20 protein-coding genes are annotated in these 20,897 nt (G+C 58.5%); 11 read left to right on the top strand and 9 right to left on the bottom strand.

Annotation, left to right across the window (positions count from 1 at the left end; translation table 11 throughout):
* The first annotated feature begins 2 nt into the window (after positions 1-2).
* The 9 genes from BM352_RS15020 to BM352_RS14980 all read left to right on the top strand — a co-directional run bounded on the left by BM352_RS15020 (position 3) and on the right by BM352_RS14980 (position 10,363).
* The gene (locus BM352_RS15020; protein ID WP_090218417.1) at positions 3-1,526 is read left to right on the top strand and encodes a UxaA family hydrolase; all 1,524 of its coding nucleotides are present in this window, start codon (positions 3-5) and stop codon (positions 1,524-1,526) included.
* Entirely contained in the window at positions 1,502-2,287 is a 786-nt protein-coding gene (locus tag BM352_RS15015) for an SDR family oxidoreductase (protein WP_245781003.1), read from the top strand. Before BM352_RS15020 ends, BM352_RS15015 begins: the two co-directional genes overlap by 25 nt.
* Positions 2,288-2,318: 31 nt before the next feature.
* Positions 2,319-3,845: a sugar ABC transporter ATP-binding protein gene (locus tag BM352_RS15010; RefSeq protein WP_090218416.1), complete on the top strand. Its 1,527-nt coding sequence runs from the start codon at positions 2,319-2,321 to the stop codon at positions 3,843-3,845.
* Entirely contained in the window at positions 3,842-4,849 is a 1,008-nt protein-coding gene (locus tag BM352_RS15005; protein ID WP_090218414.1) for an ABC transporter permease, read from the top strand. The genes BM352_RS15010 and BM352_RS15005 overlap by 4 nt, the downstream gene beginning before the upstream one ends.
* 64 nt (positions 4,850-4,913) lie before the next feature.
* Positions 4,914-5,861, top strand: a complete 948-nt coding sequence (locus BM352_RS15000) for an ABC transporter substrate-binding protein (protein ID WP_090218411.1) — start codon at positions 4,914-4,916, stop codon at positions 5,859-5,861.
* 74 nt (positions 5,862-5,935) lie between these two features.
* Positions 5,936-6,793 (top strand): fumarylacetoacetate hydrolase family protein, encoded by an 858-nt coding sequence (locus tag BM352_RS14995; protein ID WP_090218408.1) that lies wholly within the window; start codon positions 5,936-5,938, stop codon positions 6,791-6,793.
* A gap of 181 nt (positions 6,794-6,974) precedes the next feature.
* The gene (locus BM352_RS14990; RefSeq protein ID WP_090218406.1) at positions 6,975-7,754 is read left to right on the top strand and encodes an SDR family oxidoreductase; all 780 of its coding nucleotides are present in this window, start codon (positions 6,975-6,977) and stop codon (positions 7,752-7,754) included.
* A 99-nt stretch (positions 7,755-7,853) separates the two neighbouring features.
* Positions 7,854-9,224: an SLC5/6 family protein gene (locus BM352_RS14985; protein WP_090218403.1), complete on the top strand. Its 1,371-nt coding sequence runs from the start codon at positions 7,854-7,856 to the stop codon at positions 9,222-9,224.
* 68 nt (positions 9,225-9,292) lie between these two features.
* A complete protein-coding gene (locus tag BM352_RS14980; protein WP_090218401.1) occupies positions 9,293-10,363 on the top strand; it encodes an ABC transporter ATP-binding protein in 1,071 nt (356 codons plus the stop codon).
* A gap of 8 nt (positions 10,364-10,371) precedes the next feature.
* Here the strand turns inward: BM352_RS14980 and BM352_RS14975 are convergent, their stop codons facing one another.
* From BM352_RS14975 to rimK, 7 genes are all read right to left on the bottom strand, one after another.
* Positions 10,372-11,532, bottom strand: a complete 1,161-nt coding sequence (locus tag BM352_RS14975; RefSeq protein WP_090218398.1) for a cytochrome P450 — start codon at positions 11,530-11,532, stop codon at positions 10,372-10,374.
* Complete coding sequence (gene tpiA, locus BM352_RS14970) at positions 11,533-12,285, bottom strand: triose-phosphate isomerase (RefSeq protein ID WP_090218396.1); 753 nt, start codon at positions 12,283-12,285, stop codon at positions 11,533-11,535. It abuts the gene before it with no gap.
* Positions 12,286-12,297: 12 nt separating this feature from the next.
* A complete protein-coding gene (locus BM352_RS14965; protein ID WP_090218393.1) occupies positions 12,298-12,621 on the bottom strand; it encodes a TfoX/Sxy family protein in 324 nt (107 codons plus the stop codon).
* A complete protein-coding gene (locus tag BM352_RS14960; protein WP_090218391.1) occupies positions 12,618-12,983 on the bottom strand; it encodes a HesB/IscA family protein in 366 nt (121 codons plus the stop codon). The genes BM352_RS14965 and BM352_RS14960 overlap by 4 nt, the downstream gene beginning before the upstream one ends.
* Positions 12,983-13,345, bottom strand: coding sequence for an SUF system Fe-S cluster assembly protein (locus tag BM352_RS14955; RefSeq protein ID WP_090218388.1), 363 nt, complete (start codon positions 13,343-13,345; stop codon positions 12,983-12,985). The genes BM352_RS14960 and BM352_RS14955 overlap by 1 nt, the downstream gene beginning before the upstream one ends.
* Before the next feature lie 125 nt (positions 13,346-13,470).
* Entirely contained in the window at positions 13,471-14,166 is a 696-nt protein-coding gene (locus BM352_RS14950; RefSeq protein ID WP_090218384.1) for a lysozyme family protein, read from the bottom strand.
* Complete coding sequence (gene rimK / locus BM352_RS14945; RefSeq protein WP_090218379.1) at positions 14,163-15,563, bottom strand: 30S ribosomal protein S6--L-glutamate ligase; 1,401 nt, start codon at positions 15,561-15,563, stop codon at positions 14,163-14,165. The genes BM352_RS14950 and rimK overlap by 4 nt, the downstream gene beginning before the upstream one ends.
* A gap of 52 nt (positions 15,564-15,615) precedes the next feature.
* On the opposite strand from rimK, the gene tgt reads away from it, so the two are divergent.
* Positions 15,616-16,746 carry a tRNA guanosine(34) transglycosylase Tgt gene (gene tgt / locus BM352_RS14940; protein ID WP_090218376.1) on the top strand — a complete coding sequence of 377 codons (1,131 nt, stop codon included), beginning with the start codon at positions 15,616-15,618 and terminating at the stop codon, positions 16,744-16,746.
* Between the two features lie 3 nt (positions 16,747-16,749).
* On the opposite strand, the gene BM352_RS14935 is transcribed toward tgt, so the two are convergent.
* Both BM352_RS14935 and BM352_RS14930 read right to left on the bottom strand, forming a co-directional pair.
* Entirely contained in the window at positions 16,750-17,247 is a 498-nt protein-coding gene (locus BM352_RS14935) for a YcxB family protein (protein WP_090218373.1), read from the bottom strand.
* 69 nt (positions 17,248-17,316) lie between these two features.
* Positions 17,317-18,180 (bottom strand): hypothetical protein, encoded by an 864-nt coding sequence (locus BM352_RS14930; RefSeq protein ID WP_090218371.1) that lies wholly within the window; start codon positions 18,178-18,180, stop codon positions 17,317-17,319.
* Between the two features lie 293 nt (positions 18,181-18,473).
* Between BM352_RS14930 and lon the strand changes: the two genes are divergently transcribed.
* Positions 18,474-20,882 (top strand): endopeptidase La, encoded by a 2,409-nt coding sequence (gene lon, locus BM352_RS14925; protein ID WP_090218369.1) that lies wholly within the window; start codon positions 18,474-18,476, stop codon positions 20,880-20,882.
* Positions 20,883-20,897: the final 15 nt, after the last annotated feature.

The raw sequence follows: 20,897 nt of genomic DNA, 5'->3' as shown, positions 1-20,897 counted from the left end.
AAATGAGTGACCTCCCCCGCACGCTAAAGCTCAACGCGCAAGACAATGTTGCGATTGCTTTGAGCGACATCGGTGTTGGTGAACTCAGCGGTGAGGGGGGCGTGACGCTGTCGCAGTCCGTCAAGCGCGGCCACAAGTTTGCAGTCTCACCGATCAAGGCTGGTCAGAATGTGCTGCGCTATGGGCAAACCATCGGGCAGGCAACGCACGACATTGAAGTCGGCGAACATGTTCACGTGCAGAACCTTGGCATGGGCGAACACGCTCAAGACTACGCTCATGCGAGCGAGATGATCGCGTTGGAACCCGCCACTGAAGATCGGACGTTTCAGGGCTATCACCGAGCCGATGGCCGTGTCGGCACCCGCAACTATCTGGGCATCCTGACATCAGTGAACTGTTCAGGCTCGGTTGCAAAATTTATCGCGGAGGCGGCTGAGAAGTCCGGCTTTCTCGACGACTATCCAAATATCGACGGGATTGTTCCTATCACCCATGGCACCGGCTGCGGGATGTCGGGCGACAACGAGGGCTATGACACTTTGCTGCGCACCTTGTCGGGCTACGCGCAGCATCCCAACTTTGGCGGCATCCTATTGATCGGGCTTGGCTGTGAGGTCATGCAAGTGTCGGCGCTTGTTGGGGGTCGGCCTATCCGTGCAGATGGTGCGTTGCGGTATATGACGATCCAGAACGAAGGCGGTACCCGTAAGACCATTGAAAAAGGTCTGGTCGAATTGCGCGGCATTGCCGAGTTGGCAAATGCCGCTACGCGCCAAACTGCACCGGTGTCTCAACTGACGGTGGGTATGCAATGCGGCGGCTCAGATGGATATTCCGGTATCACCGCAAATCCCGCGCTGGGCGTGGCCTCTGACCTCGTGGTGCGTCACGGCGGGACAACAATCCTTTCAGAAACGTCTGAAATCTACGGCGCAGAGCACCTGCTGACCCGCCGCGCGGCTTCGGTCGAGGTGGGTGAAAAACTGATTGATCGCGTGCGCTGGTGGGAAGACTACACCGCCCGCAACAAAGGCGAGATGGACAACAACCCCAGCCCCGGCAACAAGCGCGGCGGTTTGACGACGATCCTTGAAAAGTCGCTTGGTGCGGTGGCAAAAAGCGGCAGCGCACCCCTGACCGATGTTTACCTGTTTGGCGAGAAAATCGACAAGAGCGGCTTTGTTTTTATGGATAGCCCGGGGTTCGATCCTTGCTCTGTCACAGGCCAAGTTGCATCGGGCGCAAACCTGATTGTCTTTACCACAGGGCGCGGTTCGGTTTCGGGATACATGCCCACGCCATGCATAAAAATCGCGACCAATTCCGAAATGTATGCGCGCATGTCTGACGATATGGACATCAATTGCGGGGACATTATTAGCGATGGTGTCAGCCTTGAAGACAAGGGCCAAGAGATATTCGAGATGTTCATTCGCGTGGCCTCTGGTGAACAGACAAAAAGCGAAGACCTTGGCTTTGGCGGGGTTGAATTCGTACCATGGCAAATAGGAGCGGTGATGTGACCATGGGGGCTGATGTGACACTCAAGACCAAGAGAATCCTGATCACGGCCGCCGGTCAGGGGATCGGTGCAGCGAGCGCGCGGGCCTGTGCCGCTGCGGGCGCCACTGTGATTGCAACGGACATCAACGGCGATTTGTTGGCCGATCTGGCAGGTGTTCCCGGGATTGAGACCCGCGTGCTTGACGTGACTGAAGGGGCTGCAATTGACGCACTCGCCGCTGAGCTGCCAGACCTAGACGGGTTGTTCAACTGTGCGGGCGTCGTTCACCACGGCACACTTCTTGAGCTGGACGATGCGGCTTGGGACTTTTCGGTCAACCTCAATGTCACTTCAATGGTTCGTATGTGCCGCGCCTTTGTGCCCGGCCTGTTGCGCCGCGCCGAAAGCGAGGGCAGCACGTCGATCTTGAACATGTCGTCGATGGCCTCATCTGAGAAGGGCTTTGTGGCTCGGACGGCCTATGGCGCGACCAAGGCCGCTGTGATCGGGCTGACCAAGGCAATTGCTGCGGATTTCGTGGCGCAAAATTTGCGGTGTAACGCGTTGTGCCCCGGAACGGTTGATACGCCCGCCTTGCGAGGCCGTATCGCATCGGCACCCGATCCGGTTCAGGCCGAGAAAGACTTCATCGCGCGTCAGCCAATGGGGCGTCTGGCGACGGTAGACGATATGACACCAACCGTTGTTCATCTTTTGTCGGATGGCAGCCGGTTCGTGACCGGACAGGCCGTCTTGGTTGATGGTGGTTGTACGATCTAGGATCGGTGATCGGCTTGGGAGGGCATTCGACATGACATATTTGGTTGAAATGAGGGGGATCGAAAAACGCTTTCCCGGAGTTCATGCGCTCAAAGCCGTGCAATTCGATCTCAAGCCGGGTGAAGTTCACGCTCTGATGGGTGAAAATGGCGCCGGAAAATCCACTCTAATGAAGATCATGTCCGGCATCTACACCCCCGATGGCGGCGAGATGTTCGTGGATGGCAAACCCGCGTCCCCCGACGGCCCGCGGGCGGCGCAGGATCTTGGGATCGGGATCATTCACCAAGAACTGAGCCTGATGAATGACCTGACCGCCGCGCAAAACGTCCTGATCGGGCGCGAACCCCGTCGCAGCTTCGGCAGGCTCGACGAGCCGGAACTGAACCGGCAGACAGCTGAAATTTTCGCCTCGCTCAATCTGGCGATGGACCCGCGCACGCAGGTCAGCACCCAAACCATCGCCCGCCAACAACTTATCGAGATTGCCAAGGCGCTGTCCTACAATCCGCGTGTTCTGATCATGGACGAGCCGACTGCCGCCCTGAACGATGTGGAGATTTCGGAGCTGTTCAAGGTCATCGAAAAGCTGAAGGCCGATGGCGTTGGTATCGTCTATATCAGCCACCGGATGGACGAGATTAAGCGCATTGCGGACCGTGTGACGATTTTGCGCGACGGGGCCTATATCGACACAGTCGAGGCCGCCGATACACCTTTGTCAAAGATCATCCAGTTGATGGTTGGTCGTGAAGTCACCCAAAACGCGCCGGTTATTCCCGACACGACGCAATCGCCAGTCGCACTGGAGGTGCGCAATCTGTCGCGCGGGAAAGAGGTGCGCGGGGTCAGTTTCGACCTGCGCAAAGGCGAAATTCTGGGTTTTGCAGGCCTTATGGGCGCGGGCCGGACCGAGGTCGCGCGGATCATCTTTGGCGCAGACCCCCGCGACGCTGGTGAGATTTTTGTCGCAGGCCAGCAGGTTAATATTCAGACGCCCCATGCGGCTGTCGAGGCAGGGATCGGGTATCTGTCCGAAGACCGCAAACATTTCGGTCTCGCTGTAGACATGACCGTACGCGCCAATATCGCGATGGCGCATATGAGCCAGTTTACCAGTCGCGTGGGTGTCCTGAACGAAGCCGCGATGAAAGACACCGCGATCAAGTATATCGATCAGCTGGGCATCCGCACCCCGTCCGACCTTCAGGAAGTGCGGCTGCTGTCGGGGGGCAACCAGCAAAAGGTCGTCATCGCCAAGTGGCTGCTGCGCAATTGCGATGTGCTGATTTTTGACGAACCGACCCGCGGCATCGATGTTGGTGCAAAATCCGAAATCTATGCGCTGCTCGAAGATCTTGCCGCGCAAGGGCGTGCAATCATCGTGATCTCCTCAGAGTTGCCCGAGGTCATGCGCCTGAGCCACCGCATCGCGGTCATGTGCGAGGGGCGACTGACAGGAATTTTGCCCGGCGGTGCCGACACAACACAAGAACAGATCATGGAACTGGCCACGCAGCGCGATCTCGCGCCGCGTGTCATGGAGGAAGTAGTATGAGCACCACCACAGCAGAGGCGCCAAAGTCCACGCTATCTCGGATTGTCGCGGCCGGAACCCACCAACGGGTGTTGGCCTTCGCCAGCTTGGTCGTACTTTTGATCGGGTTTTCCATTGCCTCCCCCAACTTCATGCAAACGTCCAACATGCTGGCCATTCTACAGGCCACATCCGTGAATGGCGTTCTGGCCATTGCGGTCACATTGGTCATCATCACGGGTGGGATCGATCTGTCGGTCGGCACCATGATGACGTTCTGTGCGGTCATTACGGGTGTCGTGCTGACCTATGCGGGACTGCCGCTGATGCTGGGCGTGGTCGCCGCCGTGCTGACGGGAGCGCTTTGTGGCGCAAGCTCTGGTACATTCGTCGCGAAGATGGCCATTCCGCCGTTCATTGCGACCCTCGGAATGATGCTGATCCTCAAGGGGCTGAGCCTTGTGATTTCCGGCACGCGGCCGATCTATTTCAACGACACTCCGGGCTTCAGCGAGATTTCCCGCGGCTCGCTAATCGGGGAGATCATCCCTGCCATTCCAATCCCCAACGGCGTGTTGATTTTGTTCATTGTGGCGGCTGTAACGGCTTACATCCTGAACCGCACCGTGCTTGGCCGCTACTGCTTTGCGCTTGGGTCGAACGAAGAATCCGTACGTTTGTCGGGGGTGAATACCGACCGCTGGAAGATCGCGATTTATGCGCTCGCCGGCTCAATCGTCGGTATCGCGGGCCTGTTGATCGCGTCGCGCCTGAACTCTGCGCAACCGGCTCTGGGCCTTGGCTACGAGCTTGAAGCGATTGCTGCGGTGGTGATTGGCGGCACGTCGCTGTCAGGCGGTCGCGGCTCCATCCTCGGCTCGCTCATCGGAGCCTTGATCATGGCCGTTCTCACCAACGGGCTGCGCGTGCTGTCTGTTGCGCAGGAATGGCAAACCGTCGTTACCGGGGCGATCATCATTCTGGCAGTCTATGCCGACATGATGCGCCGCAAGAAGTCCAGTTAACCAACCAAGACCAAATTGCCCGGGAGGAGATCCGGGCATCCACGACAACCTAGGAGGAACCAACATGTTGTCACGTCGTACCCTAATTGGCGCACTGAGCGCGTCTATCGCTCTGGCATCTGCGCCCGCTGCCTTCGCGCAGAACGAAATCTACATCCCGCTCGTTTCGAAAGGCTTTCAGCACCAGTTCTGGCAGGCTGTAAAAGCCGGTGCGGATCAGGCAGCGGAAGAATTCAAAGTTCGCATCACCTTCGAAGGTCCCGACAACGAAACGATGGTTGACCGCCAGATCGACATGCTTGCTGCTGCTTTGGCCAACAAACCTGGTGCCATCGGTTTTGCAGCCCTTGATAGCCAAGCGGCCATTCCCTTGCTGCGTCAAGCGGCAGACGCGGGCATTCCGATCGTCGCATTCGACAGCGGCGTGGACAGCGACATACCGGTAACGACAGCGACAACGGATAACGTCGCTGCCGCTGCCCTTGCCGCTGACAAGATGGCCGAATTCCTTGGTGGCAAAGGCAAGGTTGCCGTTGTGGCCCACGACCAAACCAGCCGCACCGGCATCGACCGTCGTGATGGTTTCCTGAACCAGATGAAGTCGTCCTATCCGAACATCGAAGTTGTCAGCGTCCAGTATGGCGCGGGCGATCAGTTGCAATCCACAGAAGTGGCCAAGGCGATCCTGACCGCCAACCCAGATCTGGCGGGCATGTTCGGCACCAACGAAGGCTCTGCCATCGGTATCGTTAACGCCGTGCGCGAAATGGGCACGGAAGGCTTAACTGTTATCGGCTACGACTCTGGCAAGGCACAAACCGACGCAATCCGCGAAGGCCTGATGGCAGGCGCGATCACGCAGAACCCTGTTGGCATTGGCTACGAGACTGTCAAAGCAGCTGTCGCTGCGATGAATGGCGATAAGCTGCCGACCATCATCGACACAGGCTTCTACTACTACGATCAGTCCAATATCGATAACGCCGAAATTCAGGCCGTTCTCTACGATTGATCAACCCTGCGTCGCGGCTTTGACTCCCTTGGGCCGCGACGCTCTTCATTTTTGAACCAAAGTCTGAGGACATCATGAAATTACTGCGCTATGGCCCCGCAGGCCAAGAAAAACCCGGCTGTCTGGATGCGGAGGGTCGCGTGCGCGATCTGTCGGGTCATGTCGATGATATCGCGGGGACAGCACTGCTGCCTGAGACAATTATGCGGTTGCAGGCGCTCGACGTCACGACGCTGCCTCTGGTCGATGGCGCGCCACAGGATACTCTGCGCCTTGGGCCCTGCGTTGGACAAACCGGCAAGTTTGTCTGCATTGGATTGAACTACGCCGACCACGCCGCTGAAAGCGGGTTGGATGTGCCGCCAGAGCCTGTGATCTTCAACAAATGGACCTCGGCGATTATTGGCCCCGATGACGATGTGGTTATTCCGCGTGGCTCTTCCAAGACCGATTGGGAGGTCGAGCTTGGCGTCGTGATCGGCAAAGGTGGCAGCTATATCGACGAGGCAGACGCGATGGATCACGTCGCAGGGTTCTGCGTCGTCAACGATGTCTCCGAGCGCGAATTCCAGATCGAGCGCGCAGGCACATGGGACAAAGGCAAAGGTTGCGACACGTTTGGCCCGACTGGTCCTTGGCTGGTCACACCTGATGAGGTTGGCGATTATGATGACCTTTCCATGTGGCTGGAAGTTGACGGCACGCGCCATCAGGACGGGTCAACAAAAACAATGGTTTATAAAGTTCCACATCTGATTTCCTATTGCTCCCAGTTCATGAGCCTCCAGCCCGGCGATATCATCTCAACGGGCACGCCTCCAGGCGTCGGGATGGGTTTGAAGCCGCCAGCATATCTGTCGGGCGGAGAAACTTTGCGTCTTGGGATCGACAAGCTGGGCGTGCAAACACAGACCGTCCGGAGCGCGAAGTGACGCGATAGCCGTGGCGGGCCGAGGCACGATTGGTCCGCTGCTACGCTCTAGTGATAGCATCGAGTTTAAAGCCAACGGGCATTTGGCCGGCGGCACCAAATCTTGGCCTCTTCTCCCTGATCGTGATGGGTGCTAGGCATAGGGCAAAGCCGTATTCTGCAGTAGATTTAGGGAGATAGACATGGATCTAGGGATCAAGGGCAAGCGCGCACTGGTGTGCGCGTCGAGCAAGGGGCTGGGACTTGGTTGCGCCGAGGCCTTGGCAGAGGCAGGGGTCGATCTGGTGATCAATGCCCGCACTGACGGCCCGCTTCAGGAAGCGGCGCAAGACATTCGCGACCGGTTCGGCGTTGAAGTCGTGGCCGTGGCGGCGGACATCACCACTGACGAGGGGCGCGCCAAGGTTCTGGAGGCTGCAGGGCAGATAGACATTCTGGTCAATAACGCGGGCGGCCCACCTCCGGGGTTGTGGAGCGACTGGGAACGTGACGATTTCATCGCTGCTCTAGACGCCAACATGCTAACGCCGATTGCGCTAATCAAGGCGCTGGTGCCGGGCATGATGGAGCGCGGCTGGGGCCGCGTGGTCAACATCACCTCGCAATCCGTGAAGGCACCGATTGCTGTGCTGGGCCTGTCGAACGCGGCGCGCGCTGGTCTGACCGGCTACGTTGCTGGCACCTCGCGGCAGGTTGCGCCGTCCGGGGTGACGATGAACAACCTTCTGCCGGGTATCCATTCGACCGACCGCGCTGTGTCGCTGGATACAGGCGTGAGCAAGCAGCAGGGGATCACGATTGATGACGCCCGTGCGGCGCGTGAAGCCACCATCCCCGCCCGCCGGTATGGCACGCGGCAAGAGTTCGGCGCGACCTGCGCCTTCCTATGCTCGCAATATGCTGGCTTCATCGTCGGGCAGAACATCCTGTTGGATGGCGGCGGCGTGAACTCAACTCTCTGATCTATCACGTTTTAGTTGGGTCATCTGTAAAGCCTCGCCCGATGGGCGGGGCTTTGTTATGCGCGTCTGAACGAGTGTATCTCAGGACAGGACCGTTTCATGATCAGCCTCTACGTTATCGCCGCTTTTGCGGTCGTTATTGTCTTCTCGTTCCTGATTGCACCGCGCCGCGCCTCGGTCGAGGGGTTCTTTGAGGGGCAGGTCGCAGGGTGCGCACCAGGGTTGTGGACCTTGGTTCTGAGCCAAGTGACCACATGGATTTTCGCCCGTTCTCTGATGAACTCTGCCATTCTGGGCTATTATTACGGGGCCGCTGGAACCTTGGCCTACGCGGCCTACTACCTGTCGTTTCTGACAGGTGGCTACATCATCGGCCAGCTTCGCGCTTGTGATGCGACATCGGTGCAGGACTGGCTGGGCGCGCGGTTTGGCGCTGTTGGGCAAGGCACCTACAATGCGGTCATAGCGCTGCGTCTGCTGTCTGAAGTGTTCGCTAATTTGCTGGTGGTCGGACTGATCTTCAGCGCAGTGCTTCCAGAGATGGCAGGGGCGGGCACTGTCGCTGTCGTCGTGGTGGCCGTTATGGGGTTGGCCTATTCGGCGTGGGGCGGGTTGAGTGCCGCGTTGCGCACGGATGTCGTGCAGATGCTGCTGTTTCTGGCGGTGTTTGGCGTGGCGTTCCTGTATCTCGTCGCGTCGCCCGAGTTCTCGTTTGCCGCGATCGTGACCTCTGAAGGCACGTCCGGGTCGCGTCAGGGCTGGGTGCTGCTGGCAGTGGCTCTGCTGCAGGTGTTCTCATACCCCGCCCACGATCCTGTTATGATGGATCGCGGCTTCATCGCGGACCGTAGGACCACGCGAAACTCGTTCTTGCATGCGTTCTGGCTGTCGGCCCTGTGCATCCTCGCCTTTGGCGTGTTCGGCATCCATGCGGCCAATCTGGGTGCGGCTTATGAGGGGCAGTTACTGGCCACATGGTCGGGCATGTTCCCGACATGGGTGTTCGTGGCGCTATTGGTGTCCTTGCTGGTATCGGCCTTGTCGACGCTCGATTCGGCGTTGGCGTCTGCGGCGCGCCTTTGCGTCGAGGAGCTGCGGCTTGCACCACGCTCGTTGGCTGGTGGTCGGGTCGTGATGGTGATCTTCATGGCACTTGGCGGGGCGCTTACACTTTGGGGGAACTCAACTCTGTTTGACGCGGTGGCGGTGTCTGGCACAGCGTCGATGTTCCTGACGCCGGTGATGATTGCGGTGTTCGTCTTTGGTTGGTCTGTGCCGGTTTGGTCCTATCTGGTGTCATTCAGCGCGGCAATCATCGGTGCCGCCGCTTACTTTTTGCGCAGCGCTGATTTCATGGTCTCGATCCTGCCGGATGCGCCCAAGTATGAGCAATTGCTGGTAATATGTGTTGCTGTGCTTGTGGTCGGCTTTGCCGCAGTGCTGATCGGTTCGCGCAGGGTTGCCGACTAGGGGCGAGGCTGCTACCTAACTCCCCGAGTTTTCCGATTGTTTTAATCGGGTAAGAGGCGGCGAGTGACGTGACCCCAAGGCTTGAGCTGAAGAATATTTGCAAGGAATTTGCAGGGCGGCAGGTCGTGTCTGACCTGTCTTTAAGCGTGGCGCCGGGGCAGGTAACCTGCCTGCTGGGGCCATCGGGTTGCGGCAAATCCACGACGCTTCGGATTATTGCTGGGGTCGAGCGACAGACCAGCGGGGAGCTTTGGGTCGACGGGCAGTTGATCTGCGGCGACGGTCTTCGCGTGCCACCAGAAGGCCGTTCTATCGGCCTGATGTTTCAGGATTTTGCGCTGTTTCCGCATCTGAGCGTCGCGCAAAACGTGGCCTTCGGGCTCAACGGCAAGAAATCCGAGAATAGCCCACGTGTGCACGAGCTTTTGGCGCGGGTCGGCCTCGCAGATTTCGGAGCGAAATACCCGCATGAGTTGTCGGGTGGCGAGCAGCAGCGCGTCGCACTGGCGCGGGCGCTGGCACCGCGTCCGAAGATCATGCTGATGGACGAGCCGTTTTCCGGTCTCGACGACCGGCTGCGCGATGGCATTCGCGATCAGACGCTGTCCTTGCTGAAAGAAGAGGGGACTGCCGTTCTTCTGGTGACCCACGAGCCGCATGAGGCGATGCGGATGGCCGACGAGATTGCGTTGATGCGCAACGGGCGGATCGTGCAGCAGGGCAACCCCTACAACATCTACAATGCGCCGGTCGATAAGGCTGCGGCAGGCTTTTTTAGTGATATCAACGTGATACGCGGACAATCTAATGGCGCGTTGACCGACACACCGTTCGGCCAGTTCCTGACACCCGGCCACGCGGATGGTGGCGCGGTGGAGATCGTGATCCGGCCCCAGCACCTGAAGATCGATTTTGACCGCGACGGGCATGGCCCGAACCCGACCCCGCAGGACGGCACGCCCGCGCGCGCAACTGTTGAACGTGCGCGGTTTATGGGGCGGGAAAGCCTTGTGGAGTTTCGCATGGAGTCTGACGGCTCTCACTTGAAGGCCACGGTTCCAGCGGTGTTCTTGCCCAAAGAAGGCACGACCCTTTGGTTGACGATGCGGCGCGACCGCTGCTTCGTGTTTCCGGCCTGAGATTTAAGCTATTTCGTGACCAACAGGCGGGTCAGACCGTGGAAGTGGTAGTTGGTCGCGTAGTCAGGCGTGCCTACGAGCTTCAAGTTAGGGCATCGGTCAAAAAGGGCCTTCAACGCGATTGAAAGTTCCAACCGAGCCAAAGGGGCACCGACGCAGAAATGCAGCCCCGCGCCGAAGCTTGTGTGTGCGGGCATTGGGCGGGACGGGTCAAAACGGTCGGGGTCCGCGTAGACCTCTGGGTCACGATTGGCCGCACCCAGAAGTAGCCCGACCTGTTCGCCCTTTTTGAAGGCATGGCCGAACGCATCGACATCTTCCATCGCGTAGCGCGTGAACATGTGCAGCGGCGGATCGTACCGCAGGACTTCCTCGGTGAAAGCATCCGGATCGTCAGGCCGCAGTCCTGTTTCAAGTGCGGTTTTCACCCCGTTGCCAAGGCTGTGGACCGTGGCTTCGTGCCCTGCATTGAGCAGCAGGATGCATGTGGTGATCAGCTCTTGTGTGCTGAGACGTTCACCGTCTTCCTCGGCTGCGATCAGATGGGTAATCAGATCATCCGCAGGGCTGGCGCGGCGCGCGTCGATATAGGTTGTCAGATAGGCCGAGAAATCCTGCGCGGCTTGGGCTGCGGCGTCCTCATCGGCACGGGTGCGACCCGCGACATACATGCGAACCATCGCGTTGGACCAGCGCAGAAGGTCGGGGGCTTTGTCTTCTGGCACACCCAAAAGGCGGGCGATGATAATGACCGGCAGGTGCTGGGCAAAATGAGCGAGCAGATCGAAAGGGTCATCGGGCAAGCCGTCGATCAACTGATGGCTTAGCTCCTCGATTTCTGGTGCCAAGGCCTTGATGCGCCGCGAGGTGAAGGCGCGCAGGACAAGGCCGCGCAGGCGCGTGTGGCGCGGTGGCTCCAACTCCAGCATGGAATGTGCCTCGACGGCGTAGAAGGGTGCCTGATGCGCGGGGATCACCGGCGGAAACGGGTTCTCGCGTCCAAACCGGCGGTCACGTAGAAGAGCAGACACCACCGCATGAGAGGGGGCGACGGGCATGTTGTAGTCCTCCCACCAGACAAGCGGCCCCAAAGGGCGGATGCGGTGATAGAACGGGTAGGGATTGTGGTTCAGCGCGATATCCGTCGGCGCCTGCGTCACCGACTGCATTCAGATTGCGTCTTCCAAGGCCTGAATGATGCCGGAGAAATCGTCGGCCTTCAGCGATGCGCCGCCCACCAACGCGCCGTCCACATTCGACACGGCGAAAATTTCGGACGCGTTGGATGGTTTGACCGATCCGCCATATAGCAGCCGAATAGAGCGGCCCACGCCATCGCCAAAGCGCGCTTCCAGCTTGCTGCGGATGAAGTCATGGACTTCGCCAATTTGCTCCAGCGTCGGGATTTTGCCGGTGCCGATGGCCCAGATCGGCTCGTACGCGATGATCGTGTTTTCGCCGGTCAGGATGTCAGGCAGGGAACCCGCCATTTGGCCCGCGATGATGTCGAGCGTGTTGGCGGCTTCGCGCTCCTCTAGGGTTTCGCCGATGCAGATGACGACTTTAAGCCCTGCGGCCAGAGCCGCCCGCGCCTTGGCTCGCACGTCATCGTCGGTCTCGTCATGGTCCTCACGGCGCTCCGAGTGGCCGAGGATGACATGGGACGCGCCTGCATCTTTGAGCATTGCTGCCGAGATGTCGCCGGTATGCGCACCACTGTCTTTCGCATGGCAGTCCTGACCGGCGACCTCCAGCGGGTGATCGGCCGCGGTTACGACCATTGAGGAAATGAGCGTGGCGGGAGGGGCGATCATGATTTCGACTTTGGGATTTGGATGCGCCCCGCAAAGCTTTTCCACTTCAGCCAGCTGGTCCGACAGACCGTTCATTTTCCAGTTTCCGGCGGCGAGTTTGCGGCGCATACGAGGTGTCCTTTAAAGGTGTTCCAAGGCGCGTGCGGCAAGGGCGCTGGCCTCGGACGGATCGTCAAGAAACTGATCGGGAAGCGACCAGTAGGGCATTCCCGTCACTTTGCCGTCCTTGCGCGTGTAGGTCCAGCGCGTTCCGCCAAGCCCTTCGATTTCAGCTACGAAATCGCCCTTTGCCTTGAGGTAAATCTGTCCATCAGAATAAAGCAGGGCGAAGATTGTGCCTTCTGAATAGAGGCACAGGCCGCCCATCATTTTGCGGGTCGAAATGGCGGGAAGCGGGGCGAAAAGCTCGCGGGCGAAGGCGATATCGGCTTCGCTCACACTCATTCTTTTGCGAACAGGCTCTCGTCGAACTTGATCGATTCACCGCAGCCGCAGGCCTCGGACACGTTGGGGTTATTAAACTTGAACCCGCTTTCTAGAAGGCTGGTTTCATAGTCGATTTCGGTGCCGAACAGGAACATCTGTGCCATCGGGGCGATGATCACGCGGGCGCCGTTTTGCTCGACCACCTCGTCATGGGGGTCGACCTCGTCCACATAATCCATGGTGTATTCCATGCCCGCGCAGCCGCCCTTTTTGACGCCTATTTTCAAAGCCTTATGCCCGTCGCGTTCCATCAGCTTGGCGATCTGGGACGCAGCCCGATCGGTGATGGAGACCGCTTGTTTGCCGGGAATGGAAAACATCACATGAACCCCAGTTCCAGACGGGCCTCGTCAGACATCATCTCCATACCCCAGGGCGGATCCCATGTGATGTCCACATCGACCTGCTTCACGCCAGCAAGAGGCTCAACCGCTTCGGCCAGCCAACCGGGCATTTCGCCAGCTACAGGGCAGCCTGGGGCCGTGAGAGTCATAATGATCGACACTTCGTTCTGGTCACTGATCTCGATCGTGTACACCAGACCAAGATCGTAAATGTTAACTGGAATTTCAGGGTCATAGACTGAACGACAGGCCTCTACGACGGGCTCGTAAAGAGGGTGGTCGGTGGAGGACGGCTTAATCAGCGGCGCGCCTTCAAGTTGTTCTGTTGGCTGGTTCATCTTTAGCATCCATGTGGGATAGTTGAGTAAAGATATAAGGTTTAGCGACGGCATCGTCCAGTGCTGCGCCTACACCATTTTGTCACGTCAGGTTTGACCAGTGCGGGATGGTTGGCGCGGGCGGGCTAGGTCCGCGGGAAAAACTCGCGCATTCTTGCGTCAAAATAGGCGCGGGTTAGGGTGGCGCGATTGCCTGCGTAACCATCGTAATAGCTTTTGCCGGAAGAGGTCGGCAGGCCCGCCCAAATCCGCGCGAGATTGTTCATGAAGCGTTTGCGAGACATGCGACCCGCCTGAAACTTCTGAAGGCCCGCGTCTGCAAGCAACAAATCTGCTAGCTGATCCTGAACCTGCGGTGAAAAGCGGGTGCTGTTGGAGAGCCCAGCGCGCCCGATCAGGACCCGTAAAGTCGTGGGGATGAACTGATACCGTCCGATGGCATGGGGCTGTCCGGGGGTGCGTTTGATCCACGCCAAAATCTGGCCCAGAGACAACTGCGTTGGTGGTTTTGGAGGTTTGACCTTCGCGCCGACATGCACGGCGTCATAGCCCTTTGGCCCGGCCTCGGCCAAGGCGATCAGCGACTTTAGGCGGGCCACTGGAGTGCCGCCACCGACATGGGTCAGCTCGTACGTCGTTACGCGAGAGCGGCCTGATCGCGCACGTTCAATCGGATCGCCGGTGAGCCAGTCCTTGTTGCCAAAACTGCGCCATTTTGCGCGCTCGGTCAGGGAGTTTTCCAGCTCATACCGCGCCGACTGCCCGAATGCAGGTAGGGCTGCGGTCGCCAGTAGGGCGCAGAGAATCGCGCGGCGGGTCATCCGACCTTCTTGCGCGTTTTCTTGAGTGGCGCGGGCCGCACACGCATTTCGATCTGATCGAACAGCAATGCCGCGATGTTTTTTCCTGAGGCCTTTTCGATCCCCTCAAGTCCGGGGGAGGAGTTGACCTCCAGAATTTTCGGCCCTTCGGACGAACGAAGTAGATCAACACCAGCCACGCCGAGTTTGAATGCCTTCGCGGCGCGGGTGGCCATGTCACGCTCTGTCTTGGAGATGCGGGTCACGGCTGCGGTGCCTCCGCGATGCAGGTTGGAGCGGAAATCATCGCCATCCGACGTGCGCTTCATCGCCGCCACGACCTTACCGCCGATCACAAGACAACGGATATCCTCGCCGGCGGCTTCCTTCACGTAATCTTGCACAAGGAAGTTGGCTTTCAGGCCGCGAAAGGCATCGATTACGGATTCCGCGGCTTTTTTAGTTTCGGCCAGAACCACGCCTTTGCCTTGGGTGGATTCCAGCAATTTCACGATCAGTGGCGCGGTGCCCACAAGATCCATCAGGTTCTTGGTATCTTTGGGAGACGCAGCAAAGGCGGTGGTGGGCATTCCAATACGGTGGCGGGCGAGCACTTGGTGGGCATGAAGCTTGTCCCGTGAGGCGGTGATCCCCTCAGAGCCGTTTACACAATAGGTGCCAAGGGTTTCAAACTGGCGCAGGACCGAGCAGCCATAGGTGGTAATCGACGCGCCGATGCGCGGGATCACGGCGTCAAAGCGGGGCAGGCGTTTGCCGTCATAGTAGACCTCTGGCGCCTTGGCGTTGATCGCCATGTAGCAGCGCGTCGTGTCGATGACTTCGACCACATGACCGCGCGCCTCGCCCTCTGTCACGAGTTTTGCTGTGGAGTAGCTGGCCGCCTCACGGGACAGGACGGCAATGCGCAACGCACGTGCCTTGGTGGCTGTGCGCAGTTTGGAGGCGGTGTAGACGTCGTAGCTCAGCTCTGGCTGGCAGAACCGCTCGGACGGGGCGACCACAGTGTTTTCGCGCAGGGCCTGACGGCCAAGCAACATGCGATATGCCATGGAGCCGCGATTGGTCAGAGTGACCTCAATGGGCCAGCTTTGGCCGCCGACGGACAGGTTCGTTTCGATCACATAGCGTAACTCGGATTCACCATTGGAGGAGATGACGTCGCGTCGGTCGATGATTGGGGCAGAGCAGGGAATGATCAGGCTGTCGTTGCCCGGAATCGGATGGATGGCGAAGCGCACTTGGGGCCGCGTTGCAGAGCCGAAAGGCTCGATGTCAAAGGCGTGCAGAGCAGAAGTTTTCGCCCCCGTGTCCACCTTTGCCTTAATGGTCGGCAACGACAGGTCAGGCAAGCTGAGCCACTCTTCCCAACCCATCGTGAGAATTGAATCGTCGTTCATATTTGGCTCTCTCTCTTGCGCAGAGTTCATGTTTACCCCTAAAGCGGCAGGCATGACACAGAGATTTCGATTTGACCTTCACGCCAAAGATGGCAAGGCCCGCACGGGCATTATTTCCACTCCGCGTGGCGAGATTCGCACGCCCGCATTCATGCCCGTAGGCACCGCCGCGACCGTAAAGGCGATGATGCCCGAAAGCGTTCGTGCGACTGGCGCCGACATCCTGCTGGGCAACACCTACCATCTTATGCTGCGTCCCACCGCAGAGCGGATTGCCAATCTGGGCGGGTTGCACAAATTCATGAACTGGGAACGGCCGATCCTGACAGATAGCGGCGGGTTTCAGGTGATGAGCCTCGCCGATTTGCGCAAGCTCACGGAAGAGGGCGTGACCTTCAAATCGCATATCGACGGTTCCAAACACATGCTTTCGCCAGAACGGTCGATGGAAATCCAGAAGCTGCTCGGCTCCGACATCGTGATGTGCTTTGACGAATGTCCGGCGCTGCCGGCGGATCGCGCACGGATCAACGAAAGCATGCAGCTGTCCATGCGCTGGGCCGCGCGGTCGCGCGAAGCGTTTGGCGATCGTCCGGGCTATGCGCTGTTTGGCATCCAGCAAGGTGGGTTGGAGCAGGACATGCGTGCGGAAAGTGCTGCGGCGCTGACCGAGATCGGCTTTGACGGCTATGCGGTCGGTGGTTTGGCTGTGGGCGAGGGGCAGGAAGCAATGTTCGGCTGCCTCGATTATGCGCCCGACCAGCTACCGCAGGACAAGCCGCGCTACCTGATGGGCGTGGGCAAGCCTGACGACATCGTTGGCGCAGTTGAGCGGGGCATCGACATGTTTGATTGCGTGCTGCCCTCACGATCTGGCCGCACGGGGCAGGCGTTCACGCGACGCGGTGTTGTTAACATAAAGAACGCGCGGCACATGGATGATCCAAGACCGCTAGATGAGGCCTGCACATGCCCGTGCTGCTCGCAGTATTCGCGGGCGTATCTGCATCACGTTTTCAAGTCACAAGAGATCATCTCCTCCATGCTCGTGACTTGGCACAACCTGCATTACTACCAAGAGCTGATGGGCGGGTTGCGTGGGGCGATTGCCGCCGGCGATTTGGCAGGGTTCGTGAAGAGCTTCCACGAGACCCGCGCGATGGGCGATATCGAGCCTGTCTAAGGCCTAGGTCCACCGCATTTTGGCGCGTGGCAAATTGGCGGTGATCATGTCGCGCAGGGTTTCCAGTTCCCAGTCATCTTTGGTGGCGCGCTTCGGGATGATCGACAACCCACGCCTCGGTAGGGTGAGGAAGAAGAACTCCGGCGTTTCCGCGTATTTCGTGAAGGTTGTCCAAGGCAATGTGGATGTACCCTCTGCCGATGTGGTTTCGACCACGTCACGGGTGAAACTTGCGGTGATTGGCGCGGTGTATTTGATCATTTTGCGATAGCCCCGCCGCCATAGCGCGTTGCGTATCATCGTAATGACTGCGAACAACGCGGCGGCGCCGACCCAGATCCAACCCACGTTGAGATCCCAGACCAATAGGTTGATCCCCGCCAGAAGGCTAAGCGCAGCCAAAATCCAGTTTCCACGATCGCCAATGCCCCGATAAGACCAGTAAGCGCGGGCGGCGCGCATGAATTCCTGCTCGTCAATGTGATAGGTAAGTGTGATCATGCTCCGAAGGCTAGACCAGTTTGGCAGCCCCGCGCCAGAGATGACTGTCGCTTGGGGGTGCTTTGGGACTTAGTCGGCTAAGGCGACCTCGGGTTTGCGTGGCCCGTAAGTTTCGCCGTAGCGTGCATCAAGCATTTCAAGCAGTTTGTCCTGTTGATAGCCAAGCGCATCATCGAACCAACGCTCGACCAGACTGCCAAGGCTCAGGCCACAGCGTTCCTCGACGCAGGAGACGAAGCAGGCGTCCCGTTCCAGCACAGTGATGCGCAAAGAGAATATGCCGTCGACCACAGTTCCGTCAGCCTCGCTTCCTTGAAAGAAGAAGCGGCAGGCGGACGGGTGATCACGTTCCAGAAAGGTCAGCGTGTATTGCGCAGCGCGATCCTTGCGACCTTTGAAGGTCACATGAACGGTGTCTGGGTCTTCTTCGTCCTCGTCATAGCGTGCCATCATGCCAGTGCAGTGATCGGCGGGCTCAGCTGCACCGGGCACCACGTGGCGCCAGATAAGTCGGGCAGGGTAGGGCACATGTCCGGAATGGCGGTCGCGCCAAGTTGTCTGGGTGCCGATCTTTCGCGACCATTTGCTGTGGAGCAATGTTCTTAGCCCGACTGCAATCAAGAGCAGGGCGATGACACCACCAATTCCTTGGATCATCCCGCCGTGGCCAAATTTGTGGGCATAAAACAGGATGATGGCGCAGATGATCCCAGCTGCGCCGGTGATCTCCAGAAGGCCGCGATGGCGAGGAATCCAGATGTAAACGCCCACTGCCGCGACCATGAACAGCGCCGCAATCGGAAGAAAGACCGCTAAAAGGCCAATCAGCGGAAGCTCAAAACCCGTACCAATCAGTTGGGCTGTGCAAAACAGCGCCATACCGCCCGAAAACACGGCAAAACGGCGGTAATGGCGAAGGAGCAGGGTGAGCATTTTGGGGCCTAAACATTAATGTGGACTTGTTATTCGGACTTTCTAGACGGGCATTAGGGCATGAGTGAGGCTGGATTTGGCGCTTCCAAAGGCCCTGATCGGGTAAATTTGGGTGAAAATTGCGCCGTGATCCGCTTGTATCCGCCGCAATGCGCGTTCACACTATGATCAAGCCAATCGGTGGATGGTTGAAAGAGCTGTGGGCCGCCCCCACTTCTTAAATCGATACCGGAGATTGCATGACGGTTGCTGCTTATGCGGGGCCATTGCGATCTTGCCAAAAAGGAAAACGAATGACCGAGCAACAGACCCTGTCCTATCCCGTTTTGCCACTGCGCGATATCGTGGTGTTCCCGCACATGATTGTGCCGCTTTTCGTTGGACGCGATAAATCCGTGCGCGCACTTGAAGAGGTGATGAAGGACGACAAGCAAATTCTTCTGTCAAGCCAGATGGACCCGTCCGAGGATGACCCAACTGCGGAAGGCATCTACGAGACCGGTGTGCTGGCAAATGTCCTGCAACTGCTGAAACTGCCTGACGGCACAGTCAAAGTTCTGGTGGAAGGGCGATCCCGCGTGAAAATCGTGGAATACCTTGAAAACGAAAGCTTTTTCGAGGCGCGCGCTGTCGAGTTGGACGAAACCGTCGGCGACGAAACCACTGTCCACGCCCTTGTGCGGTCGGTTGGCGAAGAGTTTGAGCGCTATGCCAAGGTGAAGAAGAACATTCCCGAAGAGGCCTTGGCCTCGGTGGCGGAAACCGAAGCACCTGACAAACTGGCCGACCTTGTTGGCGGCCATCTGGGCGTCGAGGTTCACCAAAAGCAGGAGCTTCTGGAGACCCTGTCTGTGGCCGAGCGTCTGGAGAAGGTCTACGGGCTGATGCAGGGCGAAATGTCCGTGCTTCAGGTCGAGAAAAAGATCAAGTCCCGCGTGAAAAACCAGATGGAGCGCACACAGCGTGAATACTATCTGAATGAGCAAATGAAGGCCATTCAGAAGGAACTGGGCGACGGCGAGGAAGGCCAGAACGAAGTGGCCGAACTGGAGGCCAAGGTCGCCAAGACAAAGCTGTCGAAAGAGGCCAAGGAAAAAGTCGACGCCGAGATCAAAAAGCTCAAGAACATGAGCCCGATGTCGGCTGAGGCCACCGTGGTGCGGAACTATCTTGACTGGATATTGGGTATCCCGTGGGGTGTGACCTCGCGCGTTAAAAAAGATTTGGTTAAGGCACAGAAAGTGCTCGACGATGATCACTATGGCCTTGAAAAGGTTAAAGAACGTATCGTGGAATACCTTGCGGTTCAGCAACGCTCCAAGAAGCTCAAGGGCCCGATCATGTGCCTAGTTGGGCCTCCGGGTGTGGGTAAAACGTCCCTCGGGAAGTCTGTGGCCAAGGCGACGGGTCGTGAGTTCATCCGTATCTCCCTTGGGGGCGTGCGTGATGAGTCCGAAATCCGTGGCCACCGTCGGACCTATATTGGCTCTATGCCGGGTAAGATCATTCAGGCGCTGAAAAAGGCGAAGACGACCAACCCGCTGATCTTGCTCGATGAGATCGACAAGATGGGGCAGGACTTCCGTGGCGATCCCGCGTCTGCGATGCTCGAGGTGCTTGATCCGGAACAAAATGGCACGTTCGTCGACCACTATCTTGAGGTTGAATACGATCTGTCCAACGTGATGTTCCTGACCACGGCCAATAGCTACAACATGCCTGGCCCGCTTCTGGACCGTATGGAGATCATCCCGCTCGCAGGTTATACCGAGGACGAAAAGTCCGAGATCGCCAAGCAGCATTTGATTGCCAAGCAGGTGAAGAACCACGGTTTGAAAAAGGGCGAGTTCGAGCTGACCGACGAGGCACTTCTGGAAATGATCCGCACCTACACCCGCGAGGCGGGCGTGCGGAATCTGGAACGTGAAATCGGCAAGCTGGCGCGGAAGGCCGTGACCAAAATCGTCCGCAAGGACGAAACATCAGTGGTGATCACACCGGACAATCTTGACGACTATCTGGGCGTCAAGAAATACCGTTATGGCCTTGCGGAAATGGATGACCAGATCGGGGTGGTGACGGGCTTGGCCTACACCTCTGTCGGGGGCGAATTGCTGTCGATTGAGGCTCTGCGCCTTCCGGGCAAGGGCCGGATGAAGACCACCGGTAAGCTCGGCGATGTCATGAAGGAATCGATTGATGCGGCGTCGTCCTATGTACGCTCCATCTCGCCGAAGATTGGTGTGAAACCACCGACCTTTGACAAGATTGACATCCACGTTCACGTGCCGGACGGGGCGACCCCGAAGGACGGGCCATCGGCTGGTCTGGCTATGGTGACATCGATCGTTTCGGTGCTGACACAGATCCCCGTGCGTAGGGATATTGCCATGACGGGCGAAGTCAGTTTACGCGGCAACGCCATGCCAATCGGCGGCTTGAAAGAGAAGCTGTTGGCGGCGCTGAGGGGGGGCATCAAAACGGTGCTGATCCCGACGGAGAACGAAAAGGACCTGCCAGAAATTCCGGACAATGTGAAAGCAGGGTTGGAAATTATCCCGGTCAAGCACGTCTCGGAAGTGCTGAAACTTGCGCTGATCTCCGAGCCGGAGCCCATTGAGTGGGACGAGGCTGCGGAAGAAGCGGCACAGGCTGCGCTGGCTGCCAAGGGTGCCGGCAGTTCCGCAACCGTCGCGCATTAAGCTGCGGGATTAGTA

Source organism: Litoreibacter janthinus (assembly GCF_900111945.1).
Taxonomy (GTDB): domain Bacteria; phylum Pseudomonadota; class Alphaproteobacteria; order Rhodobacterales; family Rhodobacteraceae; genus Litoreibacter; species Litoreibacter janthinus.
The sequence above is the reverse complement of the archived record's forward strand: the minus strand, read 5'-3'. Positions and strand labels throughout refer to the sequence as shown.

What these genes read in the sequence shown, in the direction of transcription:
- BM352_RS15020 (WP_090218417.1), top strand. Translation starts at nt 3, where the DNA reads ATGAGTGACCTCCCCCGCACGCTAAAGCTCAACGCGCAAGACAATGTT.
- BM352_RS15015 (WP_245781003.1), top strand. Translation starts at nt 1,502, where the DNA reads ATGGCAAATAGGAGCGGTGATGTGACCATGGGGGCTGATGTGACACTC.
- BM352_RS15010 (WP_090218416.1), top strand. Translation starts at nt 2,319, where the DNA reads ATGACATATTTGGTTGAAATGAGGGGGATCGAAAAACGCTTTCCCGGA.
- BM352_RS15005 (WP_090218414.1), top strand. Translation starts at nt 3,842, where the DNA reads ATGAGCACCACCACAGCAGAGGCGCCAAAGTCCACGCTATCTCGGATT.
- BM352_RS15000 (WP_090218411.1), top strand. Translation starts at nt 4,914, where the DNA reads ATGTTGTCACGTCGTACCCTAATTGGCGCACTGAGCGCGTCTATCGCT.
- BM352_RS14995 (WP_090218408.1), top strand. Translation starts at nt 5,936, where the DNA reads ATGAAATTACTGCGCTATGGCCCCGCAGGCCAAGAAAAACCCGGCTGT.
- BM352_RS14990 (WP_090218406.1), top strand. Translation starts at nt 6,975, where the DNA reads ATGGATCTAGGGATCAAGGGCAAGCGCGCACTGGTGTGCGCGTCGAGC.
- BM352_RS14985 (WP_090218403.1), top strand. Translation starts at nt 7,854, where the DNA reads ATGATCAGCCTCTACGTTATCGCCGCTTTTGCGGTCGTTATTGTCTTC.
- BM352_RS14975 (WP_090218398.1), bottom strand. Translation starts at nt 11,532, where the DNA reads ATGCAGTCGGTGACGCAGGCGCCGACGGATATCGCGCTGAACCACAAT.
- tpiA (WP_090218396.1), bottom strand. Translation starts at nt 12,285, where the DNA reads ATGCGCCGCAAACTCGCCGCCGGAAACTGGAAAATGAACGGTCTGTCG.
- BM352_RS14965 (WP_090218393.1), bottom strand. Translation starts at nt 12,621, where the DNA reads ATGAGTGTGAGCGAAGCCGATATCGCCTTCGCCCGCGAGCTTTTCGCC.
- BM352_RS14960 (WP_090218391.1), bottom strand. Translation starts at nt 12,983, where the DNA reads ATGTTTTCCATTCCCGGCAAACAAGCGGTCTCCATCACCGATCGGGCT.
- BM352_RS14955 (WP_090218388.1), bottom strand. Translation starts at nt 13,345, where the DNA reads ATGAACCAGCCAACAGAACAACTTGAAGGCGCGCCGCTGATTAAGCCG.
- BM352_RS14950 (WP_090218384.1), bottom strand. Translation starts at nt 14,166, where the DNA reads ATGACCCGCCGCGCGATTCTCTGCGCCCTACTGGCGACCGCAGCCCTA.
- rimK (WP_090218379.1), bottom strand. Translation starts at nt 15,563, where the DNA reads ATGAACGACGATTCAATTCTCACGATGGGTTGGGAAGAGTGGCTCAGC.
- tgt (WP_090218376.1), top strand. Translation starts at nt 15,616, where the DNA reads ATGACACAGAGATTTCGATTTGACCTTCACGCCAAAGATGGCAAGGCC.
- BM352_RS14935 (WP_090218373.1), bottom strand. Translation starts at nt 17,247, where the DNA reads ATGATCACACTTACCTATCACATTGACGAGCAGGAATTCATGCGCGCC.
- BM352_RS14930 (WP_090218371.1), bottom strand. Translation starts at nt 18,180, where the DNA reads ATGCTCACCCTGCTCCTTCGCCATTACCGCCGTTTTGCCGTGTTTTCG.
- lon (WP_090218369.1), top strand. Translation starts at nt 18,474, where the DNA reads ATGACCGAGCAACAGACCCTGTCCTATCCCGTTTTGCCACTGCGCGAT.